This window comes from Pseudomonas chlororaphis subsp. aurantiaca, from assembly GCF_013466605.1.
GTDB classification, from domain to species: Bacteria; Pseudomonadota; Gammaproteobacteria; order Pseudomonadales; family Pseudomonadaceae; genus Aquipseudomonas; species Aquipseudomonas chlororaphis_I.
Window position 1 is genome coordinate 2,431,318 of record NZ_CP059162.1, and the last position, 14,895, is coordinate 2,446,212.

General features: G+C 64.4%; 13 protein-coding genes. 11 read left to right on the forward strand and 2 right to left on the reverse strand.

The window, feature by feature from the left end:
* Window positions 1–90: 90 nt before the first annotated feature.
* The 10 genes from H0I86_RS11365 to H0I86_RS11410 all read left to right on the forward strand — a co-directional run bounded on the left by H0I86_RS11365 (window position 91) and on the right by H0I86_RS11410 (window position 11,122).
* Complete coding sequence (locus tag H0I86_RS11365; protein ID WP_180925068.1) at window positions 91–2,595, forward strand: flavin-containing monooxygenase; 2,505 nt, start codon at window positions 91–93, stop codon at window positions 2,593–2,595.
* A 335-nt stretch (window positions 2,596–2,930) separates the two neighbouring features.
* On the forward strand, window positions 2,931–3,866 hold the full coding sequence (locus tag H0I86_RS11370) for a Ppx/GppA family phosphatase (RefSeq protein ID WP_180925069.1): 936 nt from the start codon (window positions 2,931–2,933) through the stop codon (window positions 3,864–3,866).
* A gap of 224 nt (window positions 3,867–4,090) precedes the next feature.
* Window positions 4,091–4,504, forward strand: coding sequence for an arsenate reductase ArsC (locus tag H0I86_RS11375; protein WP_180925070.1), 414 nt, complete (start codon window positions 4,091–4,093; stop codon window positions 4,502–4,504).
* Between the two features lie 286 nt (window positions 4,505–4,790).
* Window positions 4,791–5,762, forward strand: coding sequence for a Bug family tripartite tricarboxylate transporter substrate binding protein (locus H0I86_RS11380; protein ID WP_373369408.1), 972 nt, complete (start codon window positions 4,791–4,793; stop codon window positions 5,760–5,762).
* 1 nt (window position 5,763) lies between these two features.
* On the forward strand, window positions 5,764–6,258 hold the full coding sequence (locus tag H0I86_RS11385) for a tripartite tricarboxylate transporter TctB family protein (protein WP_180925071.1): 495 nt from the start codon (window positions 5,764–5,766) through the stop codon (window positions 6,256–6,258).
* A 23-nt stretch (window positions 6,259–6,281) separates the two neighbouring features.
* Complete coding sequence (locus tag H0I86_RS11390) at window positions 6,282–7,790, forward strand: tripartite tricarboxylate transporter permease (RefSeq protein ID WP_180925072.1); 1,509 nt, start codon at window positions 6,282–6,284, stop codon at window positions 7,788–7,790.
* A 236-nt stretch (window positions 7,791–8,026) separates the two neighbouring features.
* Window positions 8,027–9,124 carry a carboxynorspermidine decarboxylase gene (locus H0I86_RS11395; protein ID WP_180925073.1) on the forward strand — a complete coding sequence of 366 codons (1,098 nt, stop codon included), beginning with the start codon at window positions 8,027–8,029 and terminating at the stop codon, window positions 9,122–9,124.
* A 26-nt stretch (window positions 9,125–9,150) separates the two neighbouring features.
* Window positions 9,151–10,386, forward strand: a complete 1,236-nt coding sequence (locus tag H0I86_RS11400; RefSeq protein WP_180925074.1) for a saccharopine dehydrogenase family protein — start codon at window positions 9,151–9,153, stop codon at window positions 10,384–10,386.
* A 109-nt stretch (window positions 10,387–10,495) separates the two neighbouring features.
* On the forward strand, window positions 10,496–10,636 hold the full coding sequence (locus H0I86_RS11405) for a hypothetical protein (RefSeq protein WP_180925075.1): 141 nt from the start codon (window positions 10,496–10,498) through the stop codon (window positions 10,634–10,636).
* Between the two features lie 81 nt (window positions 10,637–10,717).
* Complete coding sequence (locus H0I86_RS11410; RefSeq protein WP_180925076.1) at window positions 10,718–11,122, forward strand: DUF1801 domain-containing protein; 405 nt, start codon at window positions 10,718–10,720, stop codon at window positions 11,120–11,122.
* Between the two features lie 120 nt (window positions 11,123–11,242).
* On the opposite strand, the gene H0I86_RS11415 is transcribed toward H0I86_RS11410, so the two are convergent.
* Entirely contained in the window at window positions 11,243–11,785 is a 543-nt protein-coding gene (locus tag H0I86_RS11415) for an Hsp20/alpha crystallin family protein (protein WP_180925077.1), read from the reverse strand.
* A gap of 500 nt (window positions 11,786–12,285) precedes the next feature.
* Between H0I86_RS11415 and hemB the strand changes: the two genes are divergently transcribed.
* Complete coding sequence (gene hemB / locus H0I86_RS11420) at window positions 12,286–13,260, forward strand: porphobilinogen synthase (protein WP_180925078.1); 975 nt, start codon at window positions 12,286–12,288, stop codon at window positions 13,258–13,260.
* A 109-nt stretch (window positions 13,261–13,369) separates the two neighbouring features.
* Here the strand turns inward: hemB and H0I86_RS11425 are convergent, their stop codons facing one another.
* Window positions 13,370–14,890, reverse strand: a complete 1,521-nt coding sequence (locus tag H0I86_RS11425) for an FAD-dependent oxidoreductase (RefSeq protein WP_180925079.1) — start codon at window positions 14,888–14,890, stop codon at window positions 13,370–13,372.
* Between the last annotated feature and the right edge of the window lie 5 nt (window positions 14,891–14,895).

The window sequence follows — 14,895 nt, forward strand, 5'->3', positions numbered from 1 at the left end:
CTACGCTGATCGGGATTGCCGGGAAGGCCGTGGACCCCATCATGCGAAGACCTGCGCCTGCCCATGAAAAAACAAGAAAAGAGGTACTTCATGCCCCAACTCGAACCCGGCCTGCAATCGACGTCGCCGCTCACCGCCGTGATCATCGGCAGCGGTTTTGCCGGCATCGGCATGGCCATCGCGCTGCGCAAGGCCGGTGTCACGGACTTCATCATTCTGGAAAAACAGCAGGATGTCGGCGGCGTCTGGCGGGACAACAGTTACCCGGGCGCGGCCTGCGATGTGCCGTCGCATCTGTATTCGTTTTCATTCGAACCCAACCCCGGCTGGACGCGGATGTTCGCCCCGCAAGCGGAAATACAGCGTTATCTGCAGCACTGCGTGCGCAAGTATGAGGTGGCGCGGCACATCCGCTTCGGCGCTGAAGTACAGGCGGCGCGATTCGACGAGGCCAACGCGCAGTGGTGCGTCACCGAAGCCGGTGGGCGGGTGCATCGCGCCGCCCTGCTGATCAGCGCCACTGGCCAGCTCAGCCAGCCGGCGCTGCCGATGTTCGAAGGCATGCAGGCGTTCAAGGGGCAGGTGTTCCACTCCGCAAACTGGGATCACGGCTACTCGTTGGCGGGGAAACGGGTGGCGGTGATAGGGACGGGCGCTTCGGCCATTCAGTTCGTGCCGGCCATCGCCGACTCGGTGGCGCAGCTCAAGGTATTCCAGCGCTCGCCGGCCTACATCCTGCCCCGGCCCGATCGCGCCTACAGCGACGAAGAAAAGCAGCTGTTCGCCAGGAGGCCCTGGCGCATGGCGCTGCATCGCGCCGCCATCTACCTGCGCTACGAATCCAGGGCCTTGGGTTTTACCCGCCTCAAGGGGCTGATGAAGTGGGCGGTAGGCCTGCCGTTCCGCCGCTTGTTGAACCAGTCGGTGGGCGACCCGCAGCTGCGCCGGCAGCTGATCCCGGACTACCCCATCGGCTGCAAGCGCATCCTGCTGTCCAGCGATTACCTCAAGACCCTGGCCAGGCCCAATGTGCAGTTGATCACCGAGGGCTTCGGGCGCATCACCGAGCAGGGCATCGAGACGCTGGACGGCAAGCACCACCCGGTCGATGCGATCATCTACGGGACGGGTTTCGCGGCGACGCAATTTCTTGCGCCGATGACAATCGTCGGGCGCGACGGGGTAGCGCTGCAGCACGCCTGGGAGCAGGGCGCCCGGGCGTATCTGGGGCTGGCGGTGCCGGGCTTTCCCAACTTTTTCATGTTGTATGGCCCCAATACCAACCTGGGGCACAACTCGATCGTCTACATGCTGGAAAGCCAGATATCCCATGTCATGCGCTGCTGGCGCGCGATGCACAAGGCTTCGGCCACCACCGTCGAGGTCGATGAGCAGACGGAGCAGCGTTTTCATCAACGGATACAGCGCCGCCTGGCCGGTTCCGTGTGGAGCGGTTGCAAGAGCTGGTATGTCGACGCAGCGGGCAACAACAGCACCAACTGGCCGGGTTTCACCTTGTCCTATCGCTGGCTGACCCGTTATTCGGCATTGCGTGCCTATGGTTTTTCCAGGGCGCTGGCCAGCGAGTCGGGCCAGGTCTACGGGCGGCTGGTTGCCGAGCCCCGCGATGGCCTCGAAGTCCTCAGTGCCGGCGTGTTGCGCCAACTCTTGCGGGTGAGCTTCCGGGCGCTGATCGGTCCGCCGCGAAGCGTTGCCGCACAGCGGCGTATCGTCAACGGCCTGTCGTGGTCGATGCCGGGCTGCGCGGGCGTGAGCCAGGCACAGGCGCACGTCTGGGGCGTACCGCTGCGGGTCCTGACACCGGACCACACCGAGGCGGGTGGGGTGATGCTTTATCTGCATGGCGGTGCCTTCTGCCTGGGCGGCCCTGCCACTCATCGTAGCGTTACCAGCCGCCTGGCTCGGGAAGCGGGGATGGCCGTCTGGGTACCGGACTATCGGCTGGCGCCGGAACACCCGTTTCCCGCGGCCCTGGAAGATGCGTTGGCCTGTTACCAGGCGATCCGGGCGCAAGGCTATTCGGCGCGGCAGATCCTGCTGGCCGGCGACTCCGCGGGTGGCTCTCTCGCCCTGGCCCTGGCGCTTACCCTGCAACAGCGGGGCGAGCCCTTTGCCGCGGGCCTGCTGTTGTTGTCCCCGGTGACGGATGCGACGCTGAGCGGGCCGACCCTCATCACGCGCCAGTACGCCGACCCCATGCTGCGCCGTGATTGGCTCGAGCAAGGGCTGCGTGCCTACGCAGCGCCTGCCGATAGCCCGTTGCACAGCCCATTGACCGTCGACTTGCGCGGCCTGCCGCCGATGCTGATCCAGGTGGGGGATCAGGAATTGCTGCTGGCGGACTCCACACGCCTGGCCGAGCGCGCGCTGCTCTGCGGCGTGGCATGTCGCCTGGAGGTGCATGCGGCGAGGTGGCATGTGTTCCAGTTGCAGGCGTTCTACCTGCGTTCGGCCAGGCAAGCCCTGCGTTCAGCGTCCCTGTTCGCTCGCAGCCGCCTGGAGGATCGTGGCGAGCCTTGTGCCGATGCGGTTGCAGAAGCAGCGGTGGTGGATGTCGCAGCCCTTGATGGATAGGCAGGCTTTCTCGGTCTGGCAAGGTTGTCGCCAGGATTTTCGGGCAAAAAAAAGCCGCCCAAGATGGCAGCGTTAAAGGAGAGCACGCGTTGTTGATAGCGCGAGTATCACTGCGGAAAATGACCGAATGATGACAGGCCCCTTGCCGCCGAAAAGCCTTTCGTGACCGGGCTGCGGCAGGGCAAGGCCTGTTTGAGCGCAACTGGAGGGCAGGGCGTATCAAGGCGGGGGCTGTCATCTTGGCGTCATCGAAGGAATGGCAGGATCGCCGCAAACCGTCTTTAGTCTTCGACAGGCCGCGGCCTGCCGGTCGATGAATCTGCCAGGAATCCTCCATGAAAGGCGACGCCTCTCTGTTCGCGGCCATTGATCTTGGGTCCAATGCGTTTCGCCTGATGATCGGCCAGCCGGTCAGGCGCAGCCAGGGGTTCATGATCCAGGAGGTGAAGACGCTGCGGGAGCCGGTGCGCCTGGCCGAAGGCTTTCAGGAGGGTGCGCTGGACGAGCTGGCGCTGGACCGGGGCTGGCAGGCGCTGGCGCGCTTCGGCAAGAAACTGCGCGGTTTCGAGGCCGGGCGGGTGCGGGCGGTGGCCACCAGCGCCGTGCGCGAAGCCGACAATGCGCCGCTGTTCCTGGCCAGCGCGGAGCGTCACCTGGGGTTTCGCATCGATGTCATTTCCGGGCATGAAGAAGCGCGGCTGGTGTACGCCGGCGTCGCCCATACCGTGCCAGGCAGTGAAAGCATGCGGCTGGTAGTGGACATTGGCGGCGGTTCCACCGAGTTGATCCTGGGGCAGGGCGCCCAGCCCTTGCTGACCGAGAGCATCGCCATTGGCAGCGCGACCTTCGGCGCGCGCTACTTTCCGGGCGGCGTGGTCTCGGCTCACGCCCTGCAGGAAGCCGAGCGCCTGGCCAGCCTGAAGTTCGAGAAAGTCGCCCGGCGTTATCGCCAGCTGGGTTGGCAGCAGGCCATAGGCTCCTCGGGCACCACCCGGTTCCTGGCCAAGGTGCTCAAGGCCAACGGCCTGAACGACGATGGCCAGGACGGCATCACCTACGGCGGGTTGTTGCGCCTGTCGCTGCGCCTGCTGCAAGCCGGGCATGTCAAACGCCTGAGGCTGGCGGGACTGCAATCCCATCGCCTGAGCATCCTGCCCGGCGGCTTGGCGGTGATGCTGGCGGCGTTCAAGGTGTTTGGCGTCACCCATATGACGCCTTCCGAGCCGGGGCTGCGCTTCGGCGTGCTGCATGGCCTGATATGTAACAACTGATTACCAATCGTCATCTGCAAGCCGCTGGCCTTCCTCCGGCCAGCTGTTCCCGCCAGTGTGTTCCGTCGCTCTATTTCAGTCCTTTACAGGTCACGCCGGAATCAGCCGACGGGCAACGCGTGAGCGCCGTCGCCGCGGCATCCCGCCGTCGAAAAACAGGCTGTAATAAAAAGTGCGATTTTCCTCGGCACTATCCCAGCAGTCTGAAAACAGGGGAATGAACCATGAGTGACAAACGCCGCGTGCTGTTCGTTTGCGCCAGAAACGATGCCCGTTCACTGATGGCCGAAGCGCTGCTGCGCCACGCCGACGCCGAAGATTTCGACGCCTTCAGCGCCGGCCTGGAGGCCAGCGAGATCGACCCGCGCACCCTGGAGTCTCTCGAACATATCGGCATCGACACCGTGGGGCTGCGCAGCAAGGCCCTCGACGAGTTCGCGGGGCAGCAGTTCCACTATGTCATCACCCTGTGCGACAAGTCCTCGGAAGAGGCTGCGCGCATGCCGTCCTCCGGCGAGGTGATCGTCTGGAACTTCGAGGACCCGGTCACCAGCGACAAGCATGAGCCGTTCCGCCACACCCTCCAGGAAATCCACGATCGGCTGCATATGTTCATCACGGTGAAGACCCGTTCGTGATGGGCAAGGATCGCAGATCCCTCTCTTGCTGAATCGCTGATCTTCTCTCGCTGATAAGCACGGCCGGGCTTCTATTCCGGCCAACTGCTTTCCACCCCGAATCAAGACTCCCCAGGCGCGCCCCTGGCGGGAGCGTCGGGCCCTGGGCGCATTCTTTACCCGGGGTTCCCTCCTCGGGCGGTCGCCAACCGCCGGCCGTCTACACTTAACCGCAGGCCACACAGGGCGACTGCCCTGGGCGCATTCAACCGGTATCAACAAAAACAATAGTCTCGGGAGAAACCTGATGTTTACAGCACTGCGTCGATTCAGGCGCGGCATGGCCATTGCCGCCAGCCTCGCCACGCTCACCCTCGCGACACCGACATTCGCCCTGGATACGGTCAAGTTCATGGCCCCAGGCTCCGTGGGCGGCGGTTATGACCAGACCGCGCGGGTTTTGGGCAAGGCCTTGCTCGAGGCCGGCACGGCCAAGTCCGTGACCTTCGAGAACAAGGGCGGAGCTGGGGGTACCCTGGGGCTGGCGCAGTTCGCCAACAGCACCAAGGGCGACCCGAATGCGCTGCTGGTGGTGGGGGCGATCATGGTTACGGCGGTGGAGCAGAACAAGCCGCAGATCAGCCTCAAGGACGTGACGCCGATCGCCCGGCTGTTCACCGAATACAACGTGTTCGCCGTGCGTGAGGAGTCGCCCTACAAGACCCTCGAGGACCTGCTCAAGGACTTCAAGGCCAACCCGGCCAGCATCAAGTGGGGCGGTGGCTCCAAGGGCTCCATCGACCATATCGGCATCGCCGAGCTGGCGAGCAAGATGGACGTGCCGGTGAACAAGGTGAACTACGTCGCCTATGCCGGCGGCGGCGAAGTGGTGGCCGCGACCCTGGGCGGGCACATCACGGTGATCACCGGCGGTTATGCCGAACTGGCCAAGTACGTGCAGTCCAAGCAGTTCCGCCTGCTCGCCATCGGCGCTCCGGAGCGTGTCCCGGGCATCGATGCGCCGCCTCTCAAGGAGAAGGGCTACGACGTGATCATCGGCAACTGGCGCGGTGTCTATGGCGCGGCCAACCTTACGGCCGAGCAACGCAAGGAAGTCACCGACGCGGTCCTGGCCGCCACCAACAGCAAGGTCTGGCAGGACAATGTGAAAGCCAACGCCTGGTCGCCGAGCATTCTCACCGGCGATGAGTTCGGCAAATTCGTCGACGAGGAACACCAGCGCCTGCGGGCGATGCTGGTCAAGGTCGGGCTGCTTTGAGATGGCCGGGCGCAGCAGGGTCGTGCTGTCGCAGTTGGCGATTGGCCTGGGGCTGATCGCCATCAGCCTGGTGCTGGTCATCGGCGCCTTGCGCTTTCCGCCCGAGATGGGCTTCGTCATCCTCGGCGCCCATGTCTATCCCTGCGCTGTCGGCGCCTTTCTGGGCGCCGTCGGCCTGCTGTTGAGCTACCAGGCCTGTACCGGTGGTTTGCGCGAGTTGGGCGAGCCCGGCGACGACAGCGCCCAGGCCCAGCCCGGCGGCAGGCTGGGGGCGGCCTGGGTCACCGCCGGCCTGGTGGCGATTGCCGTGTTGATCAACCTGATCGGTTTCGTCCTGGCCGCCGGCTTGCTGTTTGCCTGCTCGGCACGGGGTTTCGGCAGCCGGCGTCCGCTGCGGGACCTGGCCATCGGCATCGCCCTGACCCTGCCGATCTACTGGCTGTTCAACGCCGGGCTGGGCGTGGCCCTGCCACCCCTGGTCAATGCCTGGATCTGAGCCGGGCCGAAGGAGGTCACACGGTGGACATTCTCTTGAGCCTGGCGACAGGTTTCTCCGCGGCGCTGGCGCCGATCAATCTGCTCTGGGGGTTTATCGGCTGCCTGCTGGGCACGGCGATCGGTGTGTTGCCGGGGATCGGCCCGGCGCTGACGGTGGCCCTGCTGTTGCCGATCACCGCCAAGGTCGATCCCACCGGCGCACTGATCATGTTCGCCGGCATCTATTACGGCGCGCAGTTCGGTGGCTCGACCACCTCGATCCTGCTCAATACCCCGGGTGAGTCGTCGTCCATGGTCACCGCCCTGGAGGGCAATCTCATGGCCCGCAACGGCCGCGCCGGGCCGGCCCTGGCCACCGCGGCGATCGGCTCGTTTTTCGCCGGCACCATCGCCACCGTGCTGCTGACCCTGTTCGCCCCCCTGGTCGCCATGTTGGCGCTGAAGTTCGGCCCCGCGGAGTATTTCGCGATCCTGGTGCTGTCCTTCACCACGGTCTCGGCGGTGCTCGGCGCGTCCATGCTGCGCGGTTTCGCCTCGCTGGGGATCGGCCTGGGCATCGGCCTGATCGGCCTCGACTCGACCTCGGGCATTGCCCGCTACACCCTGGGCGTTCCCGAGCTGGTCGATGGCATCGAAGTGGTGCTGGTGGCGGTCGGCCTGTTCGCCGTGGGGGAGGCTTTGTACAGCCTGCTGTATCAGAAGGAGGAAGCCTCCGGCCGCCATCGCCTGACCTCCTTGTGGATGACCCGCGCCGACTGGAGGCGCTCGATTCCCGCCTGGCTGCGGGGCACGCTGATCGGATTTCCGTTCGGCTCGATCCCGGCCGGTGGCGCGGAGATTCCGACCTTCCTGTCCTATTCCACCGAGCGCAAGCTGAGCAAGCACCCGGAAGAATTCGCCGCCAGCAAGGGGCAGGGCGCCATCGAAGGGGTGGCCGGCCCGGAAGCCGCCAACAACGCCAGCGCCACCGGTTCCCTGGTGCCTCTGCTGACCCTGGGCATTCCGACCTCCGCCACCGCGGCGATCCTGTTGGCGGCGTTCCAGAACTACAACCTGCAGCCGGGGCCGCTGCTGTTCCAGACCTCGGGTGACCTGGTCTGGACCCTGGTGGCCTCGCTGTACATCGGCAACCTCATCCTGCTGGTGCTGAACCTGCCGCTGGTCGGGCTCTGGGTGAAGCTGCTGCAGATCCCCCGGCCGTACCTCAATGCCGGGATCCTGGTGTTCGCCTCCATCGGCGTGTACGGCATGCGCCACTCGTCCTTCGACCTGTTGCTGATGCTGGCGATCGGCTGGGGCGGGGTGCTGATGCGGCGTTTCGATTTTCCCGTCGCGCCGGTGATCGTCGGCATGCTGCTGGGGCCGATGGCGGAAAAACAGCTGCGCAACGCCTTGTCCATCAGCCAGGGCGACTGGTCGATATTCGTCACCCAACCGATAGCGGCGGCCTTCCTCGGCTTGACCCTGCTGGTGCTGGTGGTGCCCCACCTGCTGCACGCCCGGGGCATCAAATTGCAAGAGGACGATTGAGCACACGGCGATGCGTGCCAGTCGGCGTGGCACGTCACTTCAGAATGTCATGGCAGGCCCCTAGGATGGGGGCTGCCAGGCGATTTGCGTCCTGGAGCATTGCCTGCAATAGAGCCGATCCGGGTGCGGTGCCGAGACACTGACCCGGCGAGCGGTGCTTTCTGCCCTTTCGATACGCGGCAAGTGAAGGCACAATGCGCATCCTTTTTTTGGCTGGCCTGGCCGGAGGCCTCGAAATGATCAAAACGCCGTACTACCTCATCGACAAACAGAAACTGCTCGGCAACATGCAGAAGATCGCCTATGTGCGCGAGCAGTCCGGCGCCAAGGCCCTGCTGGCGCTCAAGTGCTTCGCCACCTGGTCGGTGTTCGACCTGATGCAGCAGTACATGGACGGCACCACCTCGTCGTCGCTGTACGAGCTCAAGCTCGGCCGGCAGAAGTTCGCCGGCGAGACCCACGCCTACAGCGTGGCCTGGGCCGACGACGAAATCGAAGAGATGCTCGACAACTGCGACAAGATCATCTTCAACTCCATCGGCCAGCTGCAGCGCTTCGCCGCGGCGTCCGAAGGCAAGGTCCGCGGTCTGCGGGTCAACCCCCAGGTGAGCAGTTCCGATTACCTGCTGGCCGACCCGGCGCGTCCGTTCAGCCGCCTGGGCGAGTGGGACCCGGTGAAGGTCGAGGCCGTCATCGAGCAGATCACAGGCTTCATGTTCCACAACAACTGCGAGAACAGCGACTTCGGCCTGTTCGACCAGATGCTGGGCACCATCGAGGAGCGCTTCGGCCACCTGCTGCACAAGGTCGAATGGGTCAGCCTCGGCGGCGGCATCCACTTCACCGGCGAAGGCTATGCCCTGGATGAGTTCTGCGCGCGCCTCAAGGCGTTCTCCGAGAAGTACGGCGTGCAGGTCTACCTGGAGCCGGGCGAAGCGGCGATCACCCAGAGCGCCTCGCTGGAAGTCACCGTGCTCGACACCCTCTATAACGGCAAGCACCTGGCGGTGGTCGACAGCTCCATCGAAGCGCACATGCTCGATCTGCTGATCTATCGCCTGAACGCCAAGCTGGCGCCCAGCGCGGGCGAACATACCTACATGGTGTGCGGCAAGTCTTGCCTGGCCGGAGACATCTTCGGCGAGTACCAATTCGATCGTCCGCTGGCCATCGGCGATCGGCTGTCGTTCATTGACGCGGCGGGTTACACCATGGTCAAGAAAAACTGGTTCAACGGCCTGAAAATGCCGTCCATCGTAGTGAAACAACTCGACGGTAGTGTCGAGGTGGTTCGTGAATTTGGGTTCGAAGACTACCTGTCCAGCCTCTCGTAAGCTGGCGGAAAGGAGAGATAAAGAAATTGAAGAAGAACGTTCTTATCATTGGTGCAGGAGGTGTCGCCAAGGTGGTGGCCCACAAGTGCGCGCAGCACAACGACGAACTCGGTCGTATTGCTATCGCGTCGCGCAACATCTCCAAATGCCAGGCCATCATCGACAGCGTCAAGGCCAAGGGCAGCCTCAAACAGCCCGCGCAAATCAAGGCCTACGCGCTCAATGCGCTGGACATCGAGGCGACCAAGGCGCTGATCCGCGAGACCGAATCGCAGATCGTCATCAACGTCGGCTCCGCCTTCCTCAACATGTCGGTGCTGCGTGCCTGCATCGATACCGGCGTGGCCTACCTGGACACCGCCATTCACGAAGAACCGGGCAAGATCTGCGAGACGCCGCCCTGGTATGGCAACTACGAGTGGAAGCACCTCGAGGAATGCCAGCAGAAGAACATCACCGCCATTCTCGGCGTGGGCTTCGACCCGGGTGTGGTCAACGCCTATGCGGCCCTGGCCAGACAACAGTATTTCGACCGCATTGATTCGATCGACATTCTCGACGTCAATGCCGGTTCCCATGGCAAATATTTCGCCACTAATTTCGATCCGGAAATCAATTTCCGCGAATTCACCGGACAGGTGTGGAGCTGGCAGGACAGCCAGTGGACCAGCAACACCATGTTCGAAGTCAAGCGTACCGACGACCTGCCGGTGGTGGGCGCGCAGAACCTGTACCTGACCGGCCACGATGAAGTGCACTCGCTGTCGAAGAACCTCGACGTGCCCAACGTGCGCTTCTGGATGAGCTTCGGCGAGCACTACATCAACGTCTTCACCGTGCTCAGGAACCTCGGCCTGCTCTCCGAGCAACCGGTCAAGACCGCCGAAGGCCTGGAAGTGGTGCCGCTGAAAGTGGTCAAGGCCGTGCTGCCCGATCCCGCCTCGCTGGCACCGGGCTACACCGGCAAGACCTGCATCGGCGACCTGGTCAAGGGCACCAAGGATGGCCAGCCGCGTGAAGTCTTCATCTACAACGTGGCCTGCCACGAAGAAGCCTTTGCCGAAACCGACAGCCAGGGCATTTCCTACACCGCGGGCGTACCGCCGGTGGCCGCGGCTCTGCTGGTGGCCCGTGGCGAATGGGACGTGCAGCGCATGGTCAACGTCGAGGAGCTGCCGGCCGAGCCGTTCCTCAAGGCGCTGGACGTGATGGGCCTGCCGACCCGCGTCAAGGACGAGAACGGCGACCGTCCCTGGAACTGATTCACCTCCCGCTGTAAAGAAACCAGGTGCGCATGGATGGCGTGCCTGGCTCTCGATTCCCGCTACTCCCTCCTGCCAAGACAATTGCGCCCTGCATGTAACCTCAGGCGTGCGACCGTACCCGACCGACGCCAGAAGCAAGCCCCGGCAGTTCCAGATCAAGCACCTGGCCCGCATCAAGGGCGTGCAGAGCCTGAAGACGGAAATCCCCATGCAGAAAATCAAACTGAGTACCGAACTGCCGGTGTGACGCTCGTCGGTTACCTGGAGGGAAATGGCCCGTCAGCGATACTCAAGGGTCGGAACGACACCCCTCCAGAGGATGACCAGGATGAAGAAACAGACCAGCGACACCACGCCGGCAGAGCAGAGTGGTGCCGCTTCACTGCTGATAGATGGGCGCATCGAGGAACTGGGCGATTGGCGCGGCGAGATGCTGGCCCGGGTCCGGAGGCTGATCAGGCAGGCCGATCCGCAGGTGGTCGAGGAGTGGAAGTGGCGCGGGGTGCCGGTGTGGTCCCACGGCGGCATCCTCTGCACCGGCGAGACCTACAAGAACGTCGTCAAGCTGACCTTCGCCAAGGGCGCCGCGCTGGACGACCCGGCGGGCCTGTTCAACGCCAGCCTCGAGGGCAATACCCGCCGGGCGATCGATCTGCATGAGGGTGACAGCCTGGACGAGGCCGCCTTGCAGGCGCTGATCCTGGCGGCCGTGGCGCTCAACCGCTCGTGCTGAGCGGGCATTCGCGTCTGATTGTCATGCGCCTTGCCGACACGATGGATGCACGGTCTCTATTGTTGGCCGGCCAAAAAAAGCCCCTTGCCGATTTCCCGGCAAGGGGCTGGCTGGCCTGGGTCATTCGCCTTTGATCTGCACGACCTTGTCCGCATTCAGGGCGGCAGGTTTTTTCGGCAGCGAGATGCTCAGCACGCCTTTGCTGAAGCTCGCCTCGATCTTCTCGGCATCGACCCCTTTGGGCAGGTTGAATACCCGCTCGAAGGAACCGTAATGACGTTCGCTCAGGTGATAGCCTTTTCTGTTTTCTTGTGTTTCCTCTCTCTTTTCACCCTTGATGATCAGGCTGCCGTCGGAGAGTTTGATCTCGATATTCTTCTGATCCATGCCGGGCAATTCGGCAGTGATTTCGAAGCTTTCGTCTTTCTCGGTGATGTCGACGGCAGGCATGCCACGGCCGATCAGTTCGCGCCGCCAGAACGGGTCCACATCGAACAGCCCACGGCTGAAGGGAGACAGGCCGGGGCCGCGATTGAAGTCATCGAACAGGTGATCGACCTGTTGCCGCAGCTTTTCCAGAGGTTGCCACAGGTCGCTCATGCTCGAACGCCGGGTGGCCTTGTCTTCAGTCTCGATCGGCATTTTTTTCACGGAGTTGGCCATTTTCGCTTCTCCTCCCGGGTTGAGGGCGGGCCGCGAGCCTTCCCTGGGGCGACCCGCCACGACAGAACGGCAACCGGGTCCGCAGGCCTGCAAACCCGGTCTTTGCGCCCACGACAGCCATCCCGCGAAACGTGCTGCCAAGGGGCTCGATCTGAGTGCTCGAGGATGCCCGGCAGGCGATCCGCCAGGGCCGTCTCCATGGGGCGGGCGGTCCTGCACACGCGAGCAATTCCTGCCGCAGGCACTGGCCTTCAAGGCTCGCGCGAACGGCTCGGGCGTGTATTGGTTAGATCGAAAATCGGTCCGACAGTTGCACCTCGGGCCATTTGTCTGACAGGCGTAACACCCGCGTTCACGGGCATTGTTACCAAAGCGGCAACGCAGTCTTGGCGACGCGGTGTTTGTGCCGGTCGCGGCTTCGGGCATAAGCTTCGCTCTTTTTAGCTGCGGTCGTTATTGCTCCCAGCCTTGTCTCACGTGGCCTGCCCTGAGGAAATCCCATGTCCAGCCAGTTCCCCCAAGCCCGTCCCCGTCGCCTGCGCCGCTGCGAACAGATGCGCAGCCTGTTCCAGGAAACCGAGTTCACCCTCAACGACCTGGTGCTGCCGATTTTCGTCGAGGAAGAAATCGACGATTTCGTGCCGATCAAGAGCATGCCGGGGGTGATGCGCATTCCGGAATCGAAGCTGGCCGGGGAGATCGAGCGTTACGCCCGCGCCGGGATCAAGTCGGTGATGACCTTCGGCGTGTCTCACCACCTGGACAGCAACGGCAGCGACACCTGGAACGACAACGGCCTGGTGTCGCGCATGTCGCGGATCGCCAAGGACGCGGTGCCGGAGATGATCGTGATGTCCGACACCTGCTTCTGCGAGTACACCGACCACGGCCACTGTGGCGTGCTGCACGGCCATGAGGTGGACAACGACCAGACCCTGGTCAACCTCGGCAAGCAGGCGGTGGCCGCGGCCCGTGCCGGCGCCGATGTGATCGCGCCGTCGGCGGCCATGGACGGGCAAGTCCAGGCCATTCGCCGCGCCCTGGACGAGGCCGGCTTTACCCAGACCGCGATCATGGCCTATTCCACCAAGTTCGCCTCGGCGCTCTACGGTCCGTTCCGCGAGGCCGGCGGCAGCGCGTTGAAGGGCGACCGCAAGAGCTACCAGATGAACCCGATGAACCGCCGCGAAGCGGTGCGCGAGTCGCTGCTGGACGAGCAGGAAGGCGCGGACTCGCTGATGGTCAAGCCGGCCGGGGCTTACCTGGACATCATCCGCGACATCCGCGAAGCCTCGCGCCTGCCGGTGACCGCGTACCAGGTCAGCGGCGAGTACGCGATGATCAAGTTCGGCGCCCAGGCCGGGGCCATCGACGAAGCGCGGGTGGTGCGCGAAAGCCTGGGCTCGATCAAGCGCGCCGGGGCGGATCTGATCTTCACCTACTTCGCGATGGACCTGGCGTTGAGCGGGATCTGACGCGTTTTATATAGCCTCATCGCGGGCGACGCTCGATTGCCCGCGATGACGTCAGCGCTAACACCACAAAAAATCCCTGCGGCCCAGTCGACTGCGGCTGCAACGCTACTCACAACGCAATCTTGCGCTCCTCGAAATACCGCTCCAGCACCTTCGGGTCCGCCGATTTTTCCGCCAGCGCCACATAAGTGTCCGGCCGCAGCAGGTAGAAGCCGTTGCGCGCCAGGCCGGCGGCCTGGTGCGCCGGTTCCCAGTCGAACACCGTCAGCGGCAGTTGCCGCTCGGCGCACCAGGCGCGCAGGGCGTCGCTGGTGACGCCGTACACATGCACCTGCCACCCCAGGTGGTCGAGGCTGGCGAAGTTGTCGGTGACGGCGCCATGGGCCCAGGGCAGGCGATCGCCGCCGTGGACATGACCGGCGCTGCCGCAGCTCAGGGGCGTGTCGCGGTAGTTGAGGGTGATCTGCGACACCGTGCGGAACAGGAACTCGCGCGCCGCTTCCACCGCGGTCACCTTGGGAATCAGCAGCGGCGCCAGGCGGGTGCGCAGCAGGTTGGCGATCGGCCCGTCGGCGGTGACGAAGCTGAACACCCGGTCGGTGGTGGCCACCAGGCGCCGGGCGAATTCGATGCGTTCGAACTCATAGGTCGCCAGCAGGTGCTCCTCGGCCTTGCCGCTGAGCACCGCGGCGAGTTTCCAGGCCAGGTTGATGGCGTCGCCGATCCCGGTGTTCATGCCCTGGCCGCCGGCCGGGCTGTGCACGTGGGCGGCGTCGCCAAGCAGGAAGGCGCGGCCGCTGAAGAAGCGCTCGGCCACCCGGTGATGCACGCGGTAGGTGGAGAACCAGTTGACCCGGTCGACCTGGACCTTGAGGTTGTCCATGGCGCGACGGCTGACGTCCTCGAATTTCAGGGTTTCCGCCTGTTCGGCGCGTTCGTCGCGCACCGTGCCGATCAGCCGTGCCCGGCCTTCGCCGGCCAGCGGAAAGACCGCGAGGAAATCCGCCTCGTCGAGGTCGGCGTGCAGTTCGCCATTGAGCGCCGGGCCCCTGGCGTCGACGTCCGCCACATAGAACACCTGCTGATAGGTACCGCCGGGAAAGTCGATGCCCAGGGTCTTGCGCACCGTCGAGCGGGCCCCGTCGCAGCCGGCCAGGTAGAAGGCCTGGCAGGTTTCCTCCTGGCCGTCGGCGCCGCGCAGTTGGGCGCTGATCAGGTGGCCGTGGTCGGTGAAGCTCAGCAGTTCGGTCTGGCGCTCGACCGTTACGCCGAAACGCTGCAGGCGCTCGATCAGTAATTGTTCGTGCTGGTCCTGCGGGTAGATTTCCAGGAAGGGGTAGGGCGTCAGGTCCGCGCCGATGCTGCTCAGGGGCAGGTGGGCGGCCTGTTCGCCCTTGACCCAGAGGTTGGCGGCCGGCACCCGGTGGCCCTGGTCGAGGATGGCCTGGGTCAGGTCCAGCTGGCGGTACAGCTCAAGGGTCCGCGCCTGCACCGCCAGGGCCCGGGAAGTGGTGCCGGGGCCGGCGGTCTGGTCGAGGATGCGCACCTTGACCCCCTGCCGGCTCAACCACAGCGCCAGAACCAGCCCGGTGGGGCCGGCGCCAATGATCAGTACGTCGCTGCGGTTCATGTCCT